Raw genomic sequence first — 18,570 nt, 5'->3', positions numbered from 1 at the left:
ATGAGTACTATTCAGACCTTAGAAATCCCCAAATGGGGCCTTTCAATGCAAGAGGGAAAAATTACTAAATGGAGCGTGAAAGAAGGAGATTTATTTAAAAAAGGGGATGAGATTTGTGTTATTGAAACGAGTAAGATAGCGAACTCTTTAGAGGCCACTTTTGATAGTGTGTTAAGAAAAATTCTAGCACAATCAGGATCCACTTTGAAAGTTGGTTCAATTATTGCAATTTGTGCTGATAAAGATATTTCTGATGAAGAAATAGAACAATTTATTCAGTCTTTAAATGTACAACAATTTGACAAACCTAATAAAGAAATACCTAAATCTAATGAAATAGAGTTACCTAAGACTGTCACATCTAAAACATCAATCCAACCTCAAGTCTCTGTTGCTAATAATTCATACAAAGACAAAGCCTTTATAACACAGACAATTTCAATACCTTCGTCACTGCAAGGATATCAGGAACAAAAAGCTTTATTTACAACACCTCATGCGCAAAAGTTGGCCAAAAAATATAATGTGAATTTAGATAAAATTATAGGAACAGGCCCTCAAAAACGGATTAGTTTAAAGGATATTCAACTTGCGGTTATTGCAAATGGGGGAAAATGGCCAGAAATACAATCTCAAGCTAATGTAAAACAGATTAAATCAATTGAAGATGATAGTCATGTTCTAGCCACACCATTGGCTCGACGTGTTGCTAAAAAGTGGAATATTAATTTACATGATTGTCGGGCTTCAGGTAGTCGTGGGCGCGTCTGTAAAGCTGACGTAGAGGCTGTATATTATCGTGATGCAAATAATATCTCTAAAAATGATGGTTTGGAAGATGCAAAACAACCAACTATCATTCCTATGGATGGAATGCGTCAGACAATTGCTCAACGCCTACAAGCTGCAAAATCTGAAATTCCTCATTTTTACCTAACAATTGATTTCAATGTTGAATTATTACAAAAACTACGTGCAGAGATTAATAACACACATCCTGAAGTGAAATTATCAATTAATGATATGTTTTTAAAAGTAGTTGCACGAGCATTAGTTGCTGTACCAGAGGTCAACGTGCAATATGATGAAGAAAATAAGCAAATTATTCAATTTAACCAGGCAGATATTTCTGTTGCAGTGGCAATTCCTGGTGGATTAATTACCCCTATTGTTAAAGCAGCAGATCAAAAATCTTTATCTGAAATATCGACGACTGTTCGGGATTTAGTAACACGTGCCAAAACAGGGAAATTGGCAATGGACGAGTTCCAAGGCGGGAGTTTCTGTATCTCTAATCTTGGAATGTATGGAATTAAACAATTCGAGGCTATCGTAAATCCCCCACAAGGTGCAATCCTGGCTTTAGGTGTATCAGAAAAACGTGCTGTGGTAATCAATGATGAAATTGTTATGCGTCATATGGTAACGGCAACCCTATCTTGCGATCATCGTGTTATTGATGGTGCAACAGGAGCTAAATTTTTGGCTAGTTTAAAAGGATTTGTTGAAAATCCTGCCTTATGTTTAGTGTAGGAGTATAAGATGACAGATACAAAATTTGACTTAATCGTTATTGGCGCAGGGCCAGGTGGATATGTTGCTGCAATTCGTGCAGCTCAGTTAGGATTAAAAACTGCTATTATTGAGGCAAAACACTTGGGGGGTATTTGTCTCAACTGGGGATGTATTCCAACAAAAACTCTCTTAGCAGGTGCTGAAATTGCTCAAAAAATACAACACGCTCAACAGTTTGGTTTTTCCATAGAATATTATGATTTTGATATGAGCAAGCTGGTGGACTATAGTCGTCAAGTATCTCAGCAATTAGTACAAGGGATTAATTATTTATTAGAAAAAAATAAAGTAACTTTATTTACAGCAACAGCTAAATTTTTAGCTAAAGAAAAGTTACAAATTATTAATAATAAAGGAGAAACAAAAATTTTGTCAGCTCCACATATTATTGTAGCAACAGGGTCAAAGCCTGCAACCTTACCTCAATTACCCATTGATGGTAAGTATGTGTGGAGTTACAAAGAAGCTTTAATTCCAAAACAATTACCAAAATCTTTACTAGTTGTTGGATCAGGTGCAATTGGTAGCGAGTTTGCAAGTTTATATAATGATCTTGGCTCGCAAGTAACTTTAATCGATATTGCAGCACAAATTATGCCCACAGAAGATCGCGAAGTGGCACATTATGTACAGCAACAATTTGAGCAACGTGGAATACATATTCTAACAAAGACGTCCTTAGAAAAAATCACTATTGAAAATGATCAAGTGATTTGCGAAATTAAAACACTGGATGGAATACAAGAAATTACTGTTGATCATGTTTTATCTGCAATTGGCGTTCGTCCTAACTTTACAAGCTTAGAATTAAATAAACTTGGATTGGGAACTGAAAAAGGATTTATAAAAACCGATCAGTGGTGCAGAACAAATATCGTTGGTGTTTATGCTGTTGGAGACGTTGCAGGAGCACCTTGTTTGGCACATAAAGCTAGCCACGAGGCTATTTTATGTGTTGAAAAAATTGCAGGTATAAATGATATACATCCTCTTGATCGCACGCTTATACCTAGTTGTATTTTTACTAACCCACAAGTTGCCAGTATTGGCTTGACCGAACAACAAGCTAATGCAAAAAGGTATCCTGTCAAGATAGGAAATTTTCCATTTCAGGCAAATGGCAAAGCCCTTGCTTTAGGTTATCCGATAGGATTCGTTAAAACTATTATACATCAAGATACTGGAGAAATTTTGGGTGTTCATATGGTAGGACACGAAGTAACAGAACTGATCCAAGGTTTTTCTATTGCCAAAACATTAGAAGCAACAGATGAAGATTTGACACATGTCATTTTCTCTCATCCTACTCTTTCTGAAGCGATGCATGAATCAATATTATCAGCGATGCAAAAAGCTATTCATGTTTAAATTTTAGACCTGACGCAAATAAATACAGAAATTGTAATGATTTGAACTTTATCAGGCAAGAGAGTTATTAAGTCTGAATAGCTATTTAATGAAATTGATTTATTCGTTGATGGTCCATTTTTCTTTAAATTCTTCACTGTTAAAAGTGAATGAATCTTCTGAGATTTTTAAAATTACGCCTTCTGTAGCATATCGACAATTGAAAGAAGCTGTTAATAATATTTCGAAACGCTATATTACTTATACAACTTACCATGAAAAAACTGTTGGTATTGGAAGAATAAATTGGCTGAGTGCCTATAAATATTTTGATACAGAAAGATATGTGCGTTTCAGATTTAACGATGCTCTCTTTTCGTATTTGTTTGAACTTTAGAGCCACTTTACCAAATATAAATTATAACAAGCTTGTGCATTACGTTTTATTTATTCGCGGAGATTATTAGAGCTGTTCGAACAACAAAAACAAATCGATAAAAATCATTATCGATGGTTAAAAATATCTATTGGTGATTTCAACCATGCAATGGAATTACTAAAAAGCTATCAAAGAATCTTTGGTATCATTAATCAAAAAGTTATTGAACCTGCTGTAAAAGAATTATCGGAAAAAAGCCAAAGAATTAGATATATAAGATTAAGACTTGTGGGATAGTAATTTGCCACGAATATTACTAAATATGCCACATCTAGTACCATCAAAATTACCTAAACTTACAGTTTGCTTACTTTATTTTTTAGTTCATATGTTTTTTATTATATAATTTTACGAAAATTAACACTCTAATTATATAATGACTACGGCTTGCAAAGCATTCCATCTACGCAGATGGCTCAACAACTTGGAATTACTTAAAAAAGCGCATGGTTTCTAGCACAAAAAATTAGAGAGTCTTGGTTATCTTAAAAGACTGATAATGATCAACTAGATAAAACTATAGAAGTTGATAAAACTTTTATTGGCGATAAAGAAAAGAATAAACATACATCTCAAAAATTGTATTATGGACACGGAGCAATTGGCAAAGTAACTGCTCAAGCAATCGACGATACAAAAGCAAAAACATTGCATAACTTTATTAAAAGTAACACAGAGCAGAATACTCAAGTATTTACTGACAATTTTACTGGATACAAAGGATAATCTGGCTTTCAACACCCAGAACAGTTGATCACTCCATAGACGAATATATAAAAGACCCAGTTCATACACATGGTATCGAAAGTTTCGGACTTTATTAAAACATGGTTATTATGGAATATTTCATCAATACAAGTTTTAAACATTTACATCGATATATAAGTAAATTTACCTTTCGACCCAGTCTAGATTTAAAACTGAAATTAAGAAAGAGGTTAATGACATTGATATGAGGGTGCTGTGCGGACAGCACTCTATATCTTAAACCAACGTGGTTTGGCCGTTCTATACGGTGTCCAAAATGCTCATATTGGCACCATTAGTTCTTAGATGCAGGCGCAAATTGTCAAAAGCAAGCTAGAGACAATTTTAGGTTATTGATAGGCTCTAAACTTCGAGAGATGATATATAGTCCAGTTCGATACGATCCAACTGGACGTGATTAAAAATCGATTTAAAAGAGTGGTATGAACCGTATCAAATTAGATCATCAATCAGCACCAAAAGGGTTCTTCTTTATCCTTAATGAAGCACATACAATTATCTGTAAAATAATACAAGCAGAAGTCAATGTAGAAGGAAAAAATGTAATCGATATTTCTATCGGTTAACCAGTTAATAAATAGATTGGTCTTTTCTTACTTTAGAACCGTCCTCTATTCTTATAACCACGGTTACTTGTTGCCAAGGCTTGCTATGGGATAAACCAAATGATATTAGCAATGAAAGCTGGTTAAGGTTTGGTCAACTGTCAAGGTTAAACCTTCCTATAAACGTTGTTTTAATTCTCATGCCTAGTAATTAGAATTTGAATATGATGCCACGCCCGAGCTATTAAATCTGCTTTATCTCTCAACAGCTGAGCTTATTGCATATAACTGGGCGAGGCACAGTAAGGCTATGAAATAGACCTATTGAATGAATCACATAGAAAACTAGAACAAACAGTGCTCAAGGCAATATTTTTAAATTCGTTGTTCTAAATATAAATTTTATTGCAAAACAAAATTTTCGAATCGTATAACGCTTATCCAAAAAGCACTGGTAATTGCTCATATTAAATTAGTAGGACCTATTACCGTGGAAAATAGTTTCACATCTATATTTTTAAATATATCTCTATGCACAAGAAGACAAATTTAAACACATTTAAACAAATAATATTTTAATTATAATAATATTATTCCAAATATATCGACATTCTATTATATTCTGATTTCCTTATCGCTATTCATCCAAACTGAATATAAAGATAGACTATTATGAGTATCCAGCCCTCCTTATCTTTTGACGTACGTGCAGGCACAATCATTCATGTCACCCCAAATACGTTAAAAGGTTCTTATGAATTAAAGGTCAATTTCGGATCCATTATTGGTATCAGAAATTGCTTATTAAGCACAGCACCTCATATTTCTGCAGAATCCCTATTGGAAAAACATGTTTGTGCAATTATTGATTTTTCTGGTTACAAAAAAAATAGAAAAGTTTTACATACTATATTGCTTTGTATGCCAGATACCACGGGATATTCAATCCCCATTCAACCAGATTACTGTATTCCAAACGGAGGTTCTTTATTTTAATGACAACAAATTACATGGTCATTTCATGGGATCAACTGCACAAAGATGCCCGCCTACTTGCTGAACGTGTCAGCACAAAAAAATTCAAAGGGATTGTCGCTATTACTAGAGGAGGAATGATTCCTGCTGCAATTATTGCTCGTGAACTAGAATGTCGACTAATTGAAACTGTCTCTATCGTTAGTTATGATGAGGAAATTCAAGGGGAACTTAAAATCATTAAGCACCCAACCGTTGCTGGTGACGGCGAAGGCTTCTTGATTGTTGATGATTTGGTTGATTCGGGAATAACCGCCCAAGCAATAAAAAAATTATTACCTAAGGCCTATTTCGCGTGTTTATATGCAAAGCCTGCAGGCAAACCCTCTACAGATGAATTTATAATGGAAGTTCAACAAGATACCTGGATCTTATTTCCATGGGACGCAGCACCTGCTTTTGCACCTCCTTTAGTTAAATCCACAAAAAAATAAAAATTTTTACAAAAAAGGGCTTGCTTTATTTACTAGAACCATCTAATTAAAAACTCATTCGGGGTGTGGCGCAGCCTGGCTAGCGCGCTTGTTTTGGGTACAAGAGGCCCCCGGTTCGAATCCGGGCTCCCCGACCATTAATAAACTCTAATCCCTAGGGATTAGAGATGCTGTTAAAACAAAGAGGATTTCATGGCAAGGGCTCGTATTTACAAGCGTCCCAGAAAAGTAACTCAATCTGGTAATAGTCGCAGCCATGTATGGGTTCTTGATTACGGTCAATCCTCTGCTCGTTCACACGATCCCGTTACAGGTTGGGTTGGTAGTTCCGATACACAGACTCAGGTAAACCTCACTTTTCAAACCAAAGAACAAGCAATTGAATATGCCAATCGGAAATCAATTGCTTATGATATTGAAGAGCCTGGAAAAGAGCGCTATGTTGTCAAAAATTATGAAGATAATTTTCACAACAATCGTAAAATGAACTGGACCCATTAGAAATATAGAGTTAAGCGCCCTTAGCTCAGCAGGATAGAGCAACAGCCTTCTAAGCTGTGGGCCGCTGGTTCGAATCCAGCAGGGCGCACCATTATTTCTCTGTTATAACTTTGGGCAAATTCCATTCTTGTTGCTTTTGATTATAAACACTGACTGGCAACAAAACCATAACAGGATGATGATCAGCCTTTAACCAACTTAATATGTTATTCATATCTTGTTCGTTCATTGCTGTACATCCTGCTGTTGTTGCATCTGGTGTTGTCCTTAGATGCACAAAGACACAACTGCCCGCTTTTGAAAGTCGTTGATCGTTGTGATGAACAACTATTCCTAGTTTATATAATGAATCCCCTTTAAAATACAAATCACGGCGCATTGGTTCGGTGGATAATGATTCAATATTTCCTTTTATTTGCTGACGATCAACGATTTTATTGTAATATTGTGATTGGGTATTATCGATACAAAAATCATCAGCAGTCGTCGAAAAATATGGATATGAATATTGAACTTGGGCAGCATAGCCAAAACTTTTACCCAATGCAAATATACCAGCGGGGCTTTTTAGATCCCCTTCTACTTTCATAGGATTTTGATGAACAAAAGGATGCAGTCCCAGCCCCCAAGCAGATCCATTCTTACCTAAAGAAACCGAAATTGGGGCCCCTTCCATAGTCCAATGATGAGAACGATATTGAAATTTTAATAAAATTCCTGTGTTTGTGCTCCAATCACTTGATAAAACCAGAAGCATTTGCTGATTTTCTTGCCATTTCATAACGGGTTGTGGGTATGAACCAGCACATCCAGAAACAAAAAGACAGCCAATAATAGGAACATGTTTATGAAGCATACGATATATATAATCTCAATTAAATAACATTTTATTGAGGATCAATACCCTTTTAAATGTTATTTTCATCCTCAGTGACTTCAGTATATAGTAACAGATAAATTATTTTAAAATATATTTTAAAAGGTCATAAATTTATGCAAATTTTAGTTACTGGTGGATGTGGTTATATTGGCAGCCATACCTGCGTTCAGTTAATTCATCAAGGATACGAACCCGTAATTATTGACAATCTATGTAATAGTAAAGAAATTGTTCTAGATCGTATCCAACAAATTACTCAAAAACGTCCAAAGTTTTATAAGGGTGACATAAGGGATAAACCGCTCCTTTTAAAAATATTTAATGAAAACAAAATCAATAGCGTTATCCATTTCGCAGGATTAAAAGCAGTAGGGGAATCTGTTCATAAACCTTTGGAATACTATAACAGCAATGTATATGGTTCTTTGATCCTGTTTGAGACACTGCGTGAAGCCAACATAAAAAAAATCATATTCAGTTCATCAGCAACAGTTTACGGAACGCAGCCAATCGTCCCCTATATTGAGACAATGGAGACTGGCGAACCAACCCAACCTTATGGACGTAGTAAATTAATAATTGAAAAAATTTTGCAAGATTTAAATATTGCAGAACAAGATTGGTCAATCAGCCTATTACGCTATTTCAACCCTGTGGGTGCCCATCCATCAGGATTAATGGGCGAAGACCCCCAAGGTATTCCCAACAATTTGATGCCCTATATTACACAAGTAGCTATCGGAAAACGAGAATCTCTGGCAATCTTTGGTGATGATTATGAAACCCCAGATGGTACCTGCGTTCGTGATTATATTCACGTTATGGATTTGGCTGATGGTCATCTAGCCGCACTGAACTATAATCAAAACCATAAAGGGATCCATATCTTTAACCTTGGATCGGGTCAGGGAAATAGTGTTCTGGAAGTGGTTAAAGCATTTGAAGCAGTCTTTGGAAAGAAATTAGCATGGCATTTTGCCCCTCGTCGTGCGGGCGACCTTGCTGCTTACTGGGCAGACTCAACCAAAGCAAAACAAATGTTAAATTGGCAAACCAAATTAAGTTTACATGACATGGTTAAAGATTCCTGGAATTGGCAAAGTAAAAACCCTCAAGGATACGTTTAAATCCACAAAGGAAATTACCATGACACAATTTAATCCCATTGATCATCCCCATCAACGATTTAACCCGTTAACCAATCAATGGGTATTGGTCTCGCCTCATCGGGCAAAAAGGCCATGGCAAGGGCAGACAGAGGCCCCTGCCCTAAAACCCATTGTTCATCACGATCCTAATTGTTATCTTTGCGCTGGAAACACAAGAATAACGGGGGATATTAATCCAGATTACACATCAACCTATGTGTTTGATAATGATTTTGCTGCCCTTTTGGTTGACACCCCTTTTTACAATCAAGACCAAGATCCATTGTTCAAAATTCAAAGTGTACGCGGGTGTTGCAAAGTAATTTGTTTTTCCCCAGACCACAGCAAAACGTTACCAGAACTAACAGAAACTGCGATTGAAGCCATTATTGCCACGTGGATAGAGCAACTTAATGTTTTGGGAAAAACCTATCAATGGGTACAAATTTTTGAAAACAAAGGACCAATGATGGGATGTTCCAATCCCCATCCCCATGGACAAATTTGGAGCAGTGATTTCATTCCCAATGAAATTCAACACGAAGATCAAAACCAACGTCTTTATTACAAGCAATATCAAAGTTCTTTATTGTTAGATTATGTTCAAAAGGAAATAAAAAACAAAGAACGCATCGTCGTTGAAGAGGAGCATTGGGTGGCTTTGGTTCCTTATTGGGCGGTTTGGCCATTTGAAATTTTATTATTGCCTAAATTTACAGTCAGTCGATTAAATGAACTGACTATCTCTCAACAAAAAGATCTAGCGATTATCTTAAAAAAGCTGACTATAAAATATGATAATTTGTTTAATTGTTCTTTTCCTTATTCCATGGGTTGGCATGGTGCACCGTTTAACAATGATAATCGTCAGCATTGGCAATTACATGCCCATTTTTATCCCCCTTTGCTAAGGTCGGCTTCAACAAAAAAATTTATTGTCGGTTATGAGATGCTGGCTCAAGTTCAACGCGACATTACCCCTGAACAAGCAGCAGAACGATTAAGAGCGTTAAGTACTATTCATTTTAAAGACATTAACCCATGAAACAACTTGCCCAAGAATCCTTAAAGCATTTTGAAAAAATATACGGGTATACCCCACATCATATTATCCAGGCCCCTGGACGCGTAAACATTATTGGTGAACATACAGATTACAATGATGGCTTCGTTTTACCCTGTGCAATTAATTACGGTACAGTCATTGCCAGCGGTAGACGCAATGATCACAAAGTCAACGTTGCTGCACTAAATTTTGAACAGCAAGATCAGTTTGATTTAAGACATCCCATAACAAATTCTGCAACCGGATGGGCAAATTATGTCAGAGGTGTATTTAAATATATTTTTGAGCTATACCCTCATATACAAGGGATGGACTTAACCATTTATGGCAATGTTCCCTTGGGCTCAGGTCTCAGCTCTTCTGCAGCGTTAGAAGTATCCATTGCAACGACAATTAAGACACTTTATGATCTCTCTGTTGATCCAAAAATCTTGGCACAACTTTGCCAAAAGGCAGAAAACCAGTTCGTTGGTATGAATTGCGGCATTATGGATCAATTCATCTCGACATTAGGTCAAAAAGACCACGCTTTATTGATTGATTGTCGCAGTCTTGAAACACAATCCATTCCTATTCCTTCTGAATTATCTGTTGTAATCGTTAACAGCAACGTCAAACATGGCCTAGTTGACAGTGAGTATAATTTACGCCGCCAACAGTGTGAAGAAGCATCCAGTATCTTAAAAGTTTCTAAATTACGGGATGCAACCCTCACTCTTTTAGAAGCAAACAAATCATTAATGACAAATGTTGTTTACCGACGAGCACGCCACATCATCACAGAAAATACGCGTACCTTAGAAGCTGCCAAAGCTTTGACCCAAAACGATATCCAAACCATGGGGATACTTATGGCCAAAAGCCATAATTCAATGAAAGATGATTTCGAAATTACCACCCCTGCTATTGATATATTGGTTGATATTATCAAAACTCCATTGGGTGACAAAGGCGGTGTTCGCATGACAGGTGGTGGATTTGGTGGCTGCGTTGTTGCCCTTGTCCCTAATAACCAAGTCGAAATTATTCGCCATGCTGTCGAACAAAATTATTATCGTCAAACAGGGTTAAAAGAAAGTTTCTATTTGTGCCATGCTATGAACGGTGCGGATATTGTTCCCATTTAAAGTATTAACTTTTTAACCATTCTTCATAATGTTTGGGCCATTCAGAGGGGGGCGTTCCAGGTTTTCCCAACGCAAAACCATGCCCCCCTTTTGGATAAATATACATCGTAACAGGAACATGTTGTTTTTGACATGCAGCAGCCATAATCACCGTATTTTGTACGTTAGCAATAGGATCATTTTCTGCCTGAACTAGAAAAATTGGTGGAGAATGTGAAGTGACGTAATTTTGCACTGACCACGCAGCGTCTTGCGCTGTGGTTGCTTTTTTTCCAACCAACACATTATGAGTGGACGTATGTGTAAATGGAGGTTCCAACGTAATAATTGGATAAATTAATGCCGCCCTATCCACAATCACAGGGGTCTTATCCAAATGATCCACAGGATCATAAGAGATGAATTCAGGACGAAGTGCTGCCATTCCCATCAGATGCCCACCAGAAGAAAACCCAAGAACACTGACTTTTTTTTCATATTGTCTGATAATTCGGATCGCCCGCTGGGCATCTTGCAAAGGTGCCAACGCACCAGCCTTCCAGCCTTCACCTGGTAATCGATACGTTAATATATAGGCAGTATAGCCTCTTGCCACTAACCATTCTGCTGCTGCCCGCCCTTCTAAACGAACCGCTACCTTTTTATAGCCCCCTCCGCCTGCAATCAAAACCCCATGACCATTGGGATTTTTGGGTGTTAAAATTGTTAATGTTGGTACTGCAATATTACTGACTGCCCCTGACATCGTTAATGTCATTGCGCCAACAGGTCCACCCCCACCTGGTGGAATTTCTGGCCACAATCTTATTATTTTTTCATGATAATTTGAACGTGCTGCCAGCACTGTACGTATATTTATTGTAAGGCCAGCAGTAACACAACCTGTCAAAAATTGACGACGATTCATAAGATAATAACTCTTAATAATTAATTTATCTTGTTAAATAGTTTAAACACTATCATTTTCATAATTACTGATATTAAATTGATATCAATAAAATTAATTATTTATATTATTACTGCTATATTAAAAAGCCCTTTATTTTAGGGCTTTTTAATAATTAAATAGTTTTATGTCTCAGTTCCAAAATAGCAAGTCAGTTGTGCTGATCCTAAAGAATGAGCATGAACATTGAACCCAACATAAGCAGGGGATACGTCTTTGGTAATTTCTAATTTTTCAATATCCAAAGCATGAATAGTCATAATATAACGATGTTTTGCCCCTGGGGGTGGTGCAGCCCCACCATATTCGTAAAAACTAAAATCGTTACGTACTTGAATAGATCCGTCAGGCATCCCTTTTGATGATGCTCCTTCCTCTAAATGGGTAACGGTTGCTGGAATGTTGGCAACGACCCAATGCCACCATCCCGAACCCGTTGGTGCATCAGGATCATAACAAGTAATAACAAAACTTTTTGTTCCCTTGGGGGCATTTTCCCAAAATAATGAAGGAGACAAATTATCACCATCCTGACCCATTCCATTAAAACGTTGAGCCTTAGGCATAATGTCGCCATCCTTGTAAGAATTGCTCCATAATCTAAACATTCTCTACTCCTTTGGTTAAATCATTGTTATTTGATGAATTTATCACATCGTAACTAAAGCTTATCCATTAAAAATAATATTTCTTATATTTATTATACTTTTGCAAAAAAGATCATGGATTTATTCCTATAGGTTTAAAGGAAGAAGTGATTTTTCAGAAATAAGAAGATCTAATATAAATATCAATACATGAAATTATCGTATCATGAAAAATTCTACTTACAAATTAAGTATATATAAAATTTATATAATAACTCTGGAAATATATACTCTTTTAATCAAGATTCAGTTTCACGAAGAGGTAATTCTCTATCAGAATTAATAAAAGATTTTAAATCGACTTATTTTAGATTATGATTAACTTACAAAACAATTTATAAAATAGTAAAATGATTAAATGATTATTGTATTTGGTGGATTTCCTGGGACTGGAAAAACAACAATTTCCAAACAAATTGCTCAACATTTTTCGGCAGTATATTTACGAATTGATTCCATAGAACAATCTCTAAAGAATATTCAAAATATTACTGATCTTCCTATCGGATCAGAAGGATATTTTATTGCCAACAGCATTGCTTTGGACAATTGTTTTTTAGGAAATAATATAGTTATCGATTGTGTTAACCCTCTACCTATAACCCGTCAAGTTTGGCAAGAAACAGCAAACAAAACCCACCAACAACTTATTACTATTGAACTGATTTGCTCTGATCGACAACAGCATCGTCAAAGAATTATAAAAAGAAAAAGTGATATTTTTGGATTAACCCAGCCAAATTGGAATGATATCATAAACAGAAATTATGTCCCATGGGATCATGCAAATATAACGATTGATACATCTTTTTATACTATTGAACAAAGCACTAAGAAAATTTTATCTTATATTCGCAATGAGAATAATCCACCACTTATATAATATATCTTATTATTTTTAATACAATTCTAAAAAAAATAATATGATGCAATGTCGTGATTTTTTTAAATTAATTTCTCTTAGACATTGCGGGGACAGACATTTTTCCGCATCATTCAATACGGTCAACACAAGAACAAATTACCAATTCCATCCCCAATTTCGTAAAATTTAGGAAATCACTGAAAAATAATAAACCGTTTTCTCATCATAAAGCTCGTTTGGATTTAACACCGTCGATGGAAAATTATTTTGGTTAGGGCTGTCTGGAAAATATTGAGGTTCAAAAGCAATACCATCCCCTTGGCGATATACTTTGCCAGATGACCCTATCAAAGATCCATCTAAACCATTCCCTGTATATACCTGCATACCAGGGGTCGTTGTAAAAACATCAACTTTTCTGCCACTAATTGGATCATACAGCTCTGCTGCTGGTCTAACGCTCTTCCCAGGTTTTCCGTCAACAACCCAATTATGATCAAACCCTTTTGCTTTATGTAATTGTTCAAAAGAATCCCGTAGATGCACCCCTATTAACGTAGGTTTATTAAAATCCATAGGGGTTCCTATAACCGAAGCGACCTCTCCCGTTGGAATCATATATTGATCAACAGGTGTATATGCGCTGCAAAATAGTTTTAATAAGTGGGATTCAACCGTGCCTTTACCTTCGCCAGATAAATTAAAATAACTATGATTGGTTAAATTCACAACTGTCGTTTTATCAGTTGTGGCCTGATAGTGAATGGAAAACTCATTATTATTATTTAAACTATAAGTAACTCTTGCCAATAAATTCCCTGGAAACCCTTGATCACCATCTGGACTTTCCAAAGTTAACCGAACCTCTGCTATTTGATCGGTATTTCTTACAACCTCTGCCTTCCAAACCTTTCTGTCAAAACCATTCATCCCCCCGTGAAGGCAATTGGGGGGTTCATTCAAAGACAAAGAATACTCTTTATCAGCGATAGTAAATTTCCCTGCAATGCGATTGGCATATCGTCCAATCAAGGCCCCAAAGTAAGGTCTTGCCCCTGGATTATTTTCATATTCTTGCAAGGATGCAAAACCAAGCACTATATTTTCGCAATTACCGTTCTTATCCGGGGCCATAATAGACGTGATAGTACCACCATAGGTTATAAATCTGACCTCTATTCCATTATTATTTTTTAATATAAATTCTTTGACGTATTCACCATCAACTGTTTGACCATAAGGTTGTTCACGTAAGGAAATTTTAGCAATATTATTAGAATCATTAGCCATAATTTGACCTCGAAAAAAAAGGGGTAACAATGTTAATTATGCCCATCTTTTTATTGTAATAGTTAAAAATAAAGTAAAAATAAGGTGATGCAAGGTAAAATAATGGAACTTGATAATACAATCAGAAAATGGAAGTGGTTGTATGCACCTTCTTCCTCTGCTCTAGGGCTTGCGTTTCGAACGGCTTTTACCTCTTTATTTGCTTTATATGTTGCTCTTTGGATGGAAATGGATTCACCCTTTTGGGCGCCTTTGACTGTGTGGATGGTTGCGTTGATCACACCACAAGAAAGCAACGCAAAGGCAAAATGGCACCTATTTGGTACTATTTTAGGAACAACAGCAGCGGTAATATTAATTGGACTTTTCCCTCAAGAACCTTTTATTTTTGTTATTTTATTGGCCAGTTGGGTGGGTGGGTGCTGCTTTGTTGCCGCTTTTTTAAATAATTTTCGTATCCATGGGATGCGCGTATCCGCCTTTACATTTGCCTTAATTGCAATTGATGCCATTCCTGACCCTAATCAGATTTTTGACGTTGCTATGGCCAGAGCCTCTTATATTATTTTGGCAATTATACTTCAAAAAACAACAACCTCTATTTTCGTGGGTGATCAAAAACAAATCCAAATTACGTGGTTGCACGATAATTTAAACAAAGCCATTCACAAAACCTGTTTTATCTTATCACAATTTTTCAAAGGAAATCATTACATATTAGACAAAAATAGGTCTTTGTTCTCGACATTTTATCAATTAAACCAAAAATCAGAATTTGCAGATATGGCTATTGCCCCACACAGCCACCTTGGTGCGCATGGGCGATTAATATTAGCCATTGCGAATAATATTTTATTAAGAACTTATTGTTTACAAAAACTCGTAACAATGAATAAATCAGGCGAAATTGTTAAAAATCTTCCACAACAAGCTGCTTCTTTTTTCTCCGAATTGCCGAATTTAATTACTTCTCAAAATAATGCGAATAAGTTGCTGACTGAAGTTAAGTCAGTAAGACGTCATCTTTATACATTACTGGTGAAATTTAGTGATCAACTGGCTCATTGTTCTGACTTTAACCATAAAGATCTATTATTTACTGAAATTTCTATTATTTATGGATCTTTAGTTCAACTTGAAGAAATGCTATCGCAATTTAGCACCTATACAATATTAAAGGTAGGTAGTGGGTTTTCCTATCATATCAATACGTATCGTAATATTCGTAAAGCCCGCTATAACGGTTTACGTGTTTTCATTGCCATCGTTCTTTCTGGATTAATATGGGAAATAACGGCATGGGATCACGGTATGCAATTTTTGATGTATGTTTGCGTTGTTTGCGCTATCAGTTCGATTGCTGAACGTCCAACAATAGCCACAAAAGCCTATTGGAAAGGGGCATGTTATGCAATTATAACCACTGGATTTATCAATTTTTTAATTATTCCAGTCATTAACGATTTTGAAGTTCTCGTTTTTGTTTTATTGCCTTTTATGTTTGTTGCAGGATTGGCCGCATGTCATACACCAACGGCTTTGATTGCGATTGCTTTTAATTTTTTCTTTTTTGTATTGCTGGCTTTCAATAATCAAAACCGAGCAAATGAATCAAGCTTTATCAATTTAAGTTTTTCATTGCTTGCTGCTATAATTTTTACGTCTATCATCTGCCATTTAATTTTCCCTGTAACAACAAAAAAAGAGCTTCTTTTTACATGCTCTGATATGATTAAAAACTTGAAAAAAGTATCAAAACAATATTTATTACCATCAAGACAATATTGGATAAATCAACAAGTCAGTAATTTGGTTTACATTGTTGATGACAGTAAAAATATACCAAGCCAAAACAAAGAAATTTTTTTCTATGGGGCTCACTCCATAATATTAATCGGTGAACAAATACTTAAAATACGTTCCTTTACTAAAAATAATAGAAATATTGACAATGAGTTGCGCGATATTATTAAAAATATATTATATAAATTGAGTAAAAATCCAAGCACACTCTGTATTAATCAACAATTAATCACCTATGAATATCATCGATTTCTAAGATATTATTCTAATTTAAATAATCAAGAATCAAAAAAGAATTTACTACCGATTTTATCTTGTATTGCGATTATTAAAAACCAACTTTATTATTACACACGCTTTACGAAACTATTGTATATTTTAGGACAAAAGTCCTAATATTTTAGGTCTATGTTATTTGATCAAATGTTTTATTTTTTCGATTAATAATAATCTAGCATTTGGCAATGACTTATTTTTCAAAGAAAAAACATGTTTTTCTAATAAATATCCCGTCATTAATAGACCATCGTACCAATCTTGCGCATTGCCATTATCATTTTCATCAATAAATAGAGACGGCATTCGAAATAATCGTGGTTTCCATTCCCCAGCCATGGCCTCGGTCACCACTTTACCCGTTTTAGGTGAAACATAATAAGCAGCATTGGCACCATATTGCTGACAAATTGTATAATCCAACCCGTATCCAAGCTCTGCTAATAAAGCAGCTTCCCATCGCAATAAGGCTGGTAGGATTTGGATTGATTGCTCGTGTGGCTCAAGGCTCAGCAATGTTAATAATTGAAATAAACTTTTGGCAATATTTTCAACAGGTTGTCTTTCCAGCAACCCAATCTCAGCAACAGAACATATAGAAGATAAAATTGTAAAAGCCAAAGGGTGCCCAGATAAAGAGGCAAAGTTGGCTCTAACCAATTCACCCTTAAGATAGCCAAGTTGGTCTTGCAATCTTGCCGACCATGAAGCAGCAACGAAATTACCCATTTGCCAGATTGGGGATTGCTTTTTTGAAGCCATACCTTTGACCAAACCACGATATAGTCCATGATCAAGCGACAAGATACTGGCAATACCGTCTGTTTCCCCGTACAAACGTGCATTTAATACAATGCAGGGAGAAGACCATGTCAACATCGTCCCCTCCTTTGCAGTAAACCAAAATTAGCCTTTGACAGCTTGAGCAACTTCAGCAGCAAAGTCGCTTTCTTCCTTTTCGATACCTTCACCAAGATGGAAACGCTCGAAGGCTACCAGCTTAGAACCACTTTTTTCAACAACAGCTTTAACTTTGCTGTCACCATCATGAATCCATGTTTGTTCTAGCAATACAACCTCTTCATAGAATTTACGAATACGACCATCAATCATTTTTTCAATGATATTATCAGGTTTACCAGAAGCACGAGCTTGTTCAACAAAGATTGCTTTTTCACGTTCCAAAGCATCTGCTGGAACCTCTGATGTACTCAAAGAGATTGGGCGAACAGCTGCAACTTGCATTCCGATTTTACGACCTAAATCTTCAAGATCACCAGATGCTGCTGGTGCTTCAAGGGCAACCAACACAGCAATTTTACCCAAACCTGGACGTAACGCACCATGAACATAGCTTGCAACCACACCAGAACCAACTTCTAGAACACGAACGCGACGAATTGTCATGTTTTCGCCAATCGTTGCAATTAAGTTAGTTAAGTTTTCAGCAACCGTTTTACCATTTTCCATGGTTGCATTTTTCAATGCTTCAACATCATCGCCTGTGGTTAATGCTACTTTTGCTGCATCTTCAACAAATTGTTGGAATTGTTCATTACGAGCAACAAAGTCTGTTTCAGCGTTAATTTCAACAATCGCAGCTTTGTTTCCAGCAGTTGCAACACCAACAAGACCTTCAGCAGCAACACGACCTGATTTTTTTGCAGCCGTTGCAAGACCTTTTGTACGCAACCAGTCGATTGCTTCTTCGATATTACCGGCGGTTTCATTCAGTGCTTTTTTACAATCCATCATACCAGCACCGGTTTTTTCGCGTAATTCTTTAACTAATGCAGCTGTAATTTCAGCCATAATATTCCTCTTTTTCTAACGCAGAAGCGTCTCGATAAATTTCGAGACGCTAATTTATGTCCCTAT

Annotated in this window: 19 protein-coding genes and 2 tRNA genes; 15 read left to right on the top strand and 6 right to left on the bottom strand. The window is 36.1% G+C overall.

Translation table 11 applies throughout. The features are described 5' to 3' along the window. The 10 genes from QJV27_RS01980 (at window position 1) to QJV27_RS01945 (ending at window position 6,735) form a co-directional block, all read left to right on the top strand. Window positions 1-1,533, top strand: a complete 1,533-nt coding sequence (locus tag QJV27_RS01980; RefSeq protein ID WP_281447310.1) for a 2-oxo acid dehydrogenase subunit E2 — start codon at window positions 1-3, stop codon at window positions 1,531-1,533. A gap of 9 nt (window positions 1,534-1,542) precedes the next feature. Next, window positions 1,543-2,943 carry a dihydrolipoyl dehydrogenase gene (gene lpdA / locus QJV27_RS01975; protein ID WP_281447309.1) on the top strand — a complete coding sequence of 467 codons (1,401 nt, stop codon included), beginning with the start codon at window positions 1,543-1,545 and terminating at the stop codon, window positions 2,941-2,943. An 88-nt stretch (window positions 2,944-3,031) separates the two neighbouring features. Next, window positions 3,032-3,319, top strand: coding sequence for a RepB family plasmid replication initiator protein (locus QJV27_RS11125; RefSeq protein ID WP_408869609.1), 288 nt, complete (start codon window positions 3,032-3,034; stop codon window positions 3,317-3,319). 48 nt (window positions 3,320-3,367) lie between these two features. Next, window positions 3,368-3,598, top strand: a complete 231-nt coding sequence (locus tag QJV27_RS11120; protein WP_408869632.1) for a replication initiation protein — start codon at window positions 3,368-3,370, stop codon at window positions 3,596-3,598. Between the two features lie 953 nt (window positions 3,599-4,551). Beyond that, window positions 4,552-4,695 carry a hypothetical protein gene (locus tag QJV27_RS01970; protein WP_281447308.1) on the top strand — a complete coding sequence of 48 codons (144 nt, stop codon included), beginning with the start codon at window positions 4,552-4,554 and terminating at the stop codon, window positions 4,693-4,695. 651 nt (window positions 4,696-5,346) lie between these two features. Continuing rightward, entirely contained in the window at window positions 5,347-5,670 is a 324-nt protein-coding gene (locus QJV27_RS01965; protein WP_281447307.1) for a hypothetical protein, read from the top strand. After that, entirely contained in the window at window positions 5,670-6,143 is a 474-nt protein-coding gene (gene gpt, locus QJV27_RS01960) for a xanthine phosphoribosyltransferase (RefSeq protein ID WP_281447306.1), read from the top strand. The genes QJV27_RS01965 and gpt overlap by 1 nt, the downstream gene beginning before the upstream one ends. A 59-nt stretch (window positions 6,144-6,202) precedes the next feature. Beyond that, a tRNA-Pro gene (locus QJV27_RS01955) sits at window positions 6,203-6,280 on the top strand. A gap of 55 nt (window positions 6,281-6,335) precedes the next feature. Further along, window positions 6,336-6,644 carry an ETC complex I subunit gene (locus QJV27_RS01950; protein WP_281447305.1) on the top strand — a complete coding sequence of 103 codons (309 nt, stop codon included), beginning with the start codon at window positions 6,336-6,338 and terminating at the stop codon, window positions 6,642-6,644. A 14-nt stretch (window positions 6,645-6,658) separates the two neighbouring features. Then, a tRNA-Arg gene (locus QJV27_RS01945) sits at window positions 6,659-6,735 on the top strand. On the opposite strand, the gene QJV27_RS01940 is transcribed toward QJV27_RS01945, so the two are convergent. Then, a complete protein-coding gene (locus QJV27_RS01940; protein ID WP_281447304.1) occupies window positions 6,736-7,500 on the bottom strand; it encodes a L,D-transpeptidase family protein in 765 nt (254 codons plus the stop codon). Between the two features lie 137 nt (window positions 7,501-7,637). Here QJV27_RS01940 and galE point away from each other — a divergent pair, with 137 nt between their 5' ends. From galE to galK, 3 genes are read left to right on the top strand one after another with little or no spacing between them, the layout of a single operon-like run. Next, window positions 7,638-8,651: a UDP-glucose 4-epimerase GalE gene (gene galE, locus QJV27_RS01935; protein ID WP_281447303.1), complete on the top strand. Its 1,014-nt coding sequence runs from the start codon at window positions 7,638-7,640 to the stop codon at window positions 8,649-8,651. Between the two features lie 19 nt (window positions 8,652-8,670). Continuing rightward, window positions 8,671-9,717 carry a galactose-1-phosphate uridylyltransferase gene (galT, locus tag QJV27_RS01930; protein WP_281447302.1) on the top strand — a complete coding sequence of 349 codons (1,047 nt, stop codon included), beginning with the start codon at window positions 8,671-8,673 and terminating at the stop codon, window positions 9,715-9,717. Further along, a complete protein-coding gene (gene galK / locus QJV27_RS01925; protein ID WP_281447301.1) occupies window positions 9,714-10,865 on the top strand; it encodes a galactokinase in 1,152 nt (383 codons plus the stop codon). The genes galT and galK overlap by 4 nt, the downstream gene beginning before the upstream one ends. A gap of 4 nt (window positions 10,866-10,869) precedes the next feature. On the opposite strand, the gene QJV27_RS01920 is transcribed toward galK, so the two are convergent. Together QJV27_RS01920 and QJV27_RS01915 are read right to left on the bottom strand one after the other, a co-directional pair. Continuing rightward, entirely contained in the window at window positions 10,870-11,772 is a 903-nt protein-coding gene (locus QJV27_RS01920; RefSeq protein ID WP_281447300.1) for an alpha/beta hydrolase, read from the bottom strand. A 164-nt stretch (window positions 11,773-11,936) separates the two neighbouring features. After that, entirely contained in the window at window positions 11,937-12,419 is a 483-nt protein-coding gene (locus QJV27_RS01915; RefSeq protein WP_281447299.1) for a kinase inhibitor, read from the bottom strand. Between the two features lie 397 nt (window positions 12,420-12,816). On the opposite strand from QJV27_RS01915, the gene QJV27_RS01910 reads away from it, so the two are divergent. Beyond that, on the top strand, window positions 12,817-13,341 hold the full coding sequence (locus QJV27_RS01910; RefSeq protein ID WP_281447298.1) for an AAA family ATPase: 525 nt from the start codon (window positions 12,817-12,819) through the stop codon (window positions 13,339-13,341). Between the two features lie 168 nt (window positions 13,342-13,509). Here QJV27_RS01910 and QJV27_RS01905 read toward each other — a convergent pair whose 3' ends face one another. Beyond that, window positions 13,510-14,613 carry an aldose epimerase family protein gene (locus QJV27_RS01905; RefSeq protein ID WP_281447297.1) on the bottom strand — a complete coding sequence of 368 codons (1,104 nt, stop codon included), beginning with the start codon at window positions 14,611-14,613 and terminating at the stop codon, window positions 13,510-13,512. 102 nt (window positions 14,614-14,715) lie between these two features. Between QJV27_RS01905 and QJV27_RS01900 the strand changes: the two genes are divergently transcribed. Next, the gene (locus tag QJV27_RS01900; RefSeq protein ID WP_281447296.1) at window positions 14,716-16,812 is read left to right on the top strand and encodes an FUSC family protein; all 2,097 of its coding nucleotides are present in this window, start codon (window positions 14,716-14,718) and stop codon (window positions 16,810-16,812) included. A gap of 15 nt (window positions 16,813-16,827) precedes the next feature. On the opposite strand, the gene recO is transcribed toward QJV27_RS01900, so the two are convergent. Continuing rightward, the gene (gene recO, locus QJV27_RS01895; protein ID WP_281447295.1) at window positions 16,828-17,571 is read right to left on the bottom strand and encodes a DNA repair protein RecO; all 744 of its coding nucleotides are present in this window, start codon (window positions 17,569-17,571) and stop codon (window positions 16,828-16,830) included. A 27-nt stretch (window positions 17,572-17,598) separates the two neighbouring features. After that, the gene (gene tsf, locus QJV27_RS01890; protein WP_281447294.1) at window positions 17,599-18,504 is read right to left on the bottom strand and encodes a translation elongation factor Ts; all 906 of its coding nucleotides are present in this window, start codon (window positions 18,502-18,504) and stop codon (window positions 17,599-17,601) included. Window positions 18,505-18,570: the final 66 nt, after the last annotated feature.

The sequence above is a fragment of the Commensalibacter oyaizuii genome, assembly GCF_029953265.1.
GTDB classification, from domain to species: domain Bacteria; phylum Pseudomonadota; class Alphaproteobacteria; order Acetobacterales; family Acetobacteraceae; genus Commensalibacter; species Commensalibacter oyaizuii.
Note: the sequence above shows the minus strand (reverse complement) of the source record. Positions and strands in the feature narration are given on the sequence as shown.

Coding starts and splice junctions, on each gene's coding strand:
- QJV27_RS01980 (WP_281447310.1), top strand. CDS start 1: ATGAGTACTATTCAGACCTTAGAAATCCCCAAATGGGGCCTTTCAATG.
- lpdA (WP_281447309.1), top strand. CDS start 1,543: ATGACAGATACAAAATTTGACTTAATCGTTATTGGCGCAGGGCCAGGT.
- QJV27_RS11125 (WP_408869609.1), top strand. CDS start 3,032: ATGAAATTGATTTATTCGTTGATGGTCCATTTTTCTTTAAATTCTTCA.
- QJV27_RS01970 (WP_281447308.1), top strand. CDS start 4,552: ATGAACCGTATCAAATTAGATCATCAATCAGCACCAAAAGGGTTCTTC.
- QJV27_RS01965 (WP_281447307.1), top strand. CDS start 5,347: ATGAGTATCCAGCCCTCCTTATCTTTTGACGTACGTGCAGGCACAATC.
- gpt (WP_281447306.1), top strand. CDS start 5,670: ATGACAACAAATTACATGGTCATTTCATGGGATCAACTGCACAAAGAT.
- QJV27_RS01950 (WP_281447305.1), top strand. CDS start 6,336: ATGGCAAGGGCTCGTATTTACAAGCGTCCCAGAAAAGTAACTCAATCT.
- QJV27_RS01940 (WP_281447304.1), bottom strand. CDS start 7,500: ATGCTTCATAAACATGTTCCTATTATTGGCTGTCTTTTTGTTTCTGGA.
- galE (WP_281447303.1), top strand. CDS start 7,638: ATGCAAATTTTAGTTACTGGTGGATGTGGTTATATTGGCAGCCATACC.
- galT (WP_281447302.1), top strand. CDS start 8,671: ATGACACAATTTAATCCCATTGATCATCCCCATCAACGATTTAACCCG.
- galK (WP_281447301.1), top strand. CDS start 9,714: ATGAAACAACTTGCCCAAGAATCCTTAAAGCATTTTGAAAAAATATAC.
- QJV27_RS01920 (WP_281447300.1), bottom strand. CDS start 11,772: ATGAATCGTCGTCAATTTTTGACAGGTTGTGTTACTGCTGGCCTTACA.
- QJV27_RS01915 (WP_281447299.1), bottom strand. CDS start 12,419: ATGTTTAGATTATGGAGCAATTCTTACAAGGATGGCGACATTATGCCT.
- QJV27_RS01910 (WP_281447298.1), top strand. CDS start 12,817: ATGATTATTGTATTTGGTGGATTTCCTGGGACTGGAAAAACAACAATT.
- QJV27_RS01905 (WP_281447297.1), bottom strand. CDS start 14,613: ATGGCTAATGATTCTAATAATATTGCTAAAATTTCCTTACGTGAACAA.
- QJV27_RS01900 (WP_281447296.1), top strand. CDS start 14,716: ATGGAACTTGATAATACAATCAGAAAATGGAAGTGGTTGTATGCACCT.
- recO (WP_281447295.1), bottom strand. CDS start 17,571: ATGTTGACATGGTCTTCTCCCTGCATTGTATTAAATGCACGTTTGTAC.
- tsf (WP_281447294.1), bottom strand. CDS start 18,504: ATGGCTGAAATTACAGCTGCATTAGTTAAAGAATTACGCGAAAAAACC.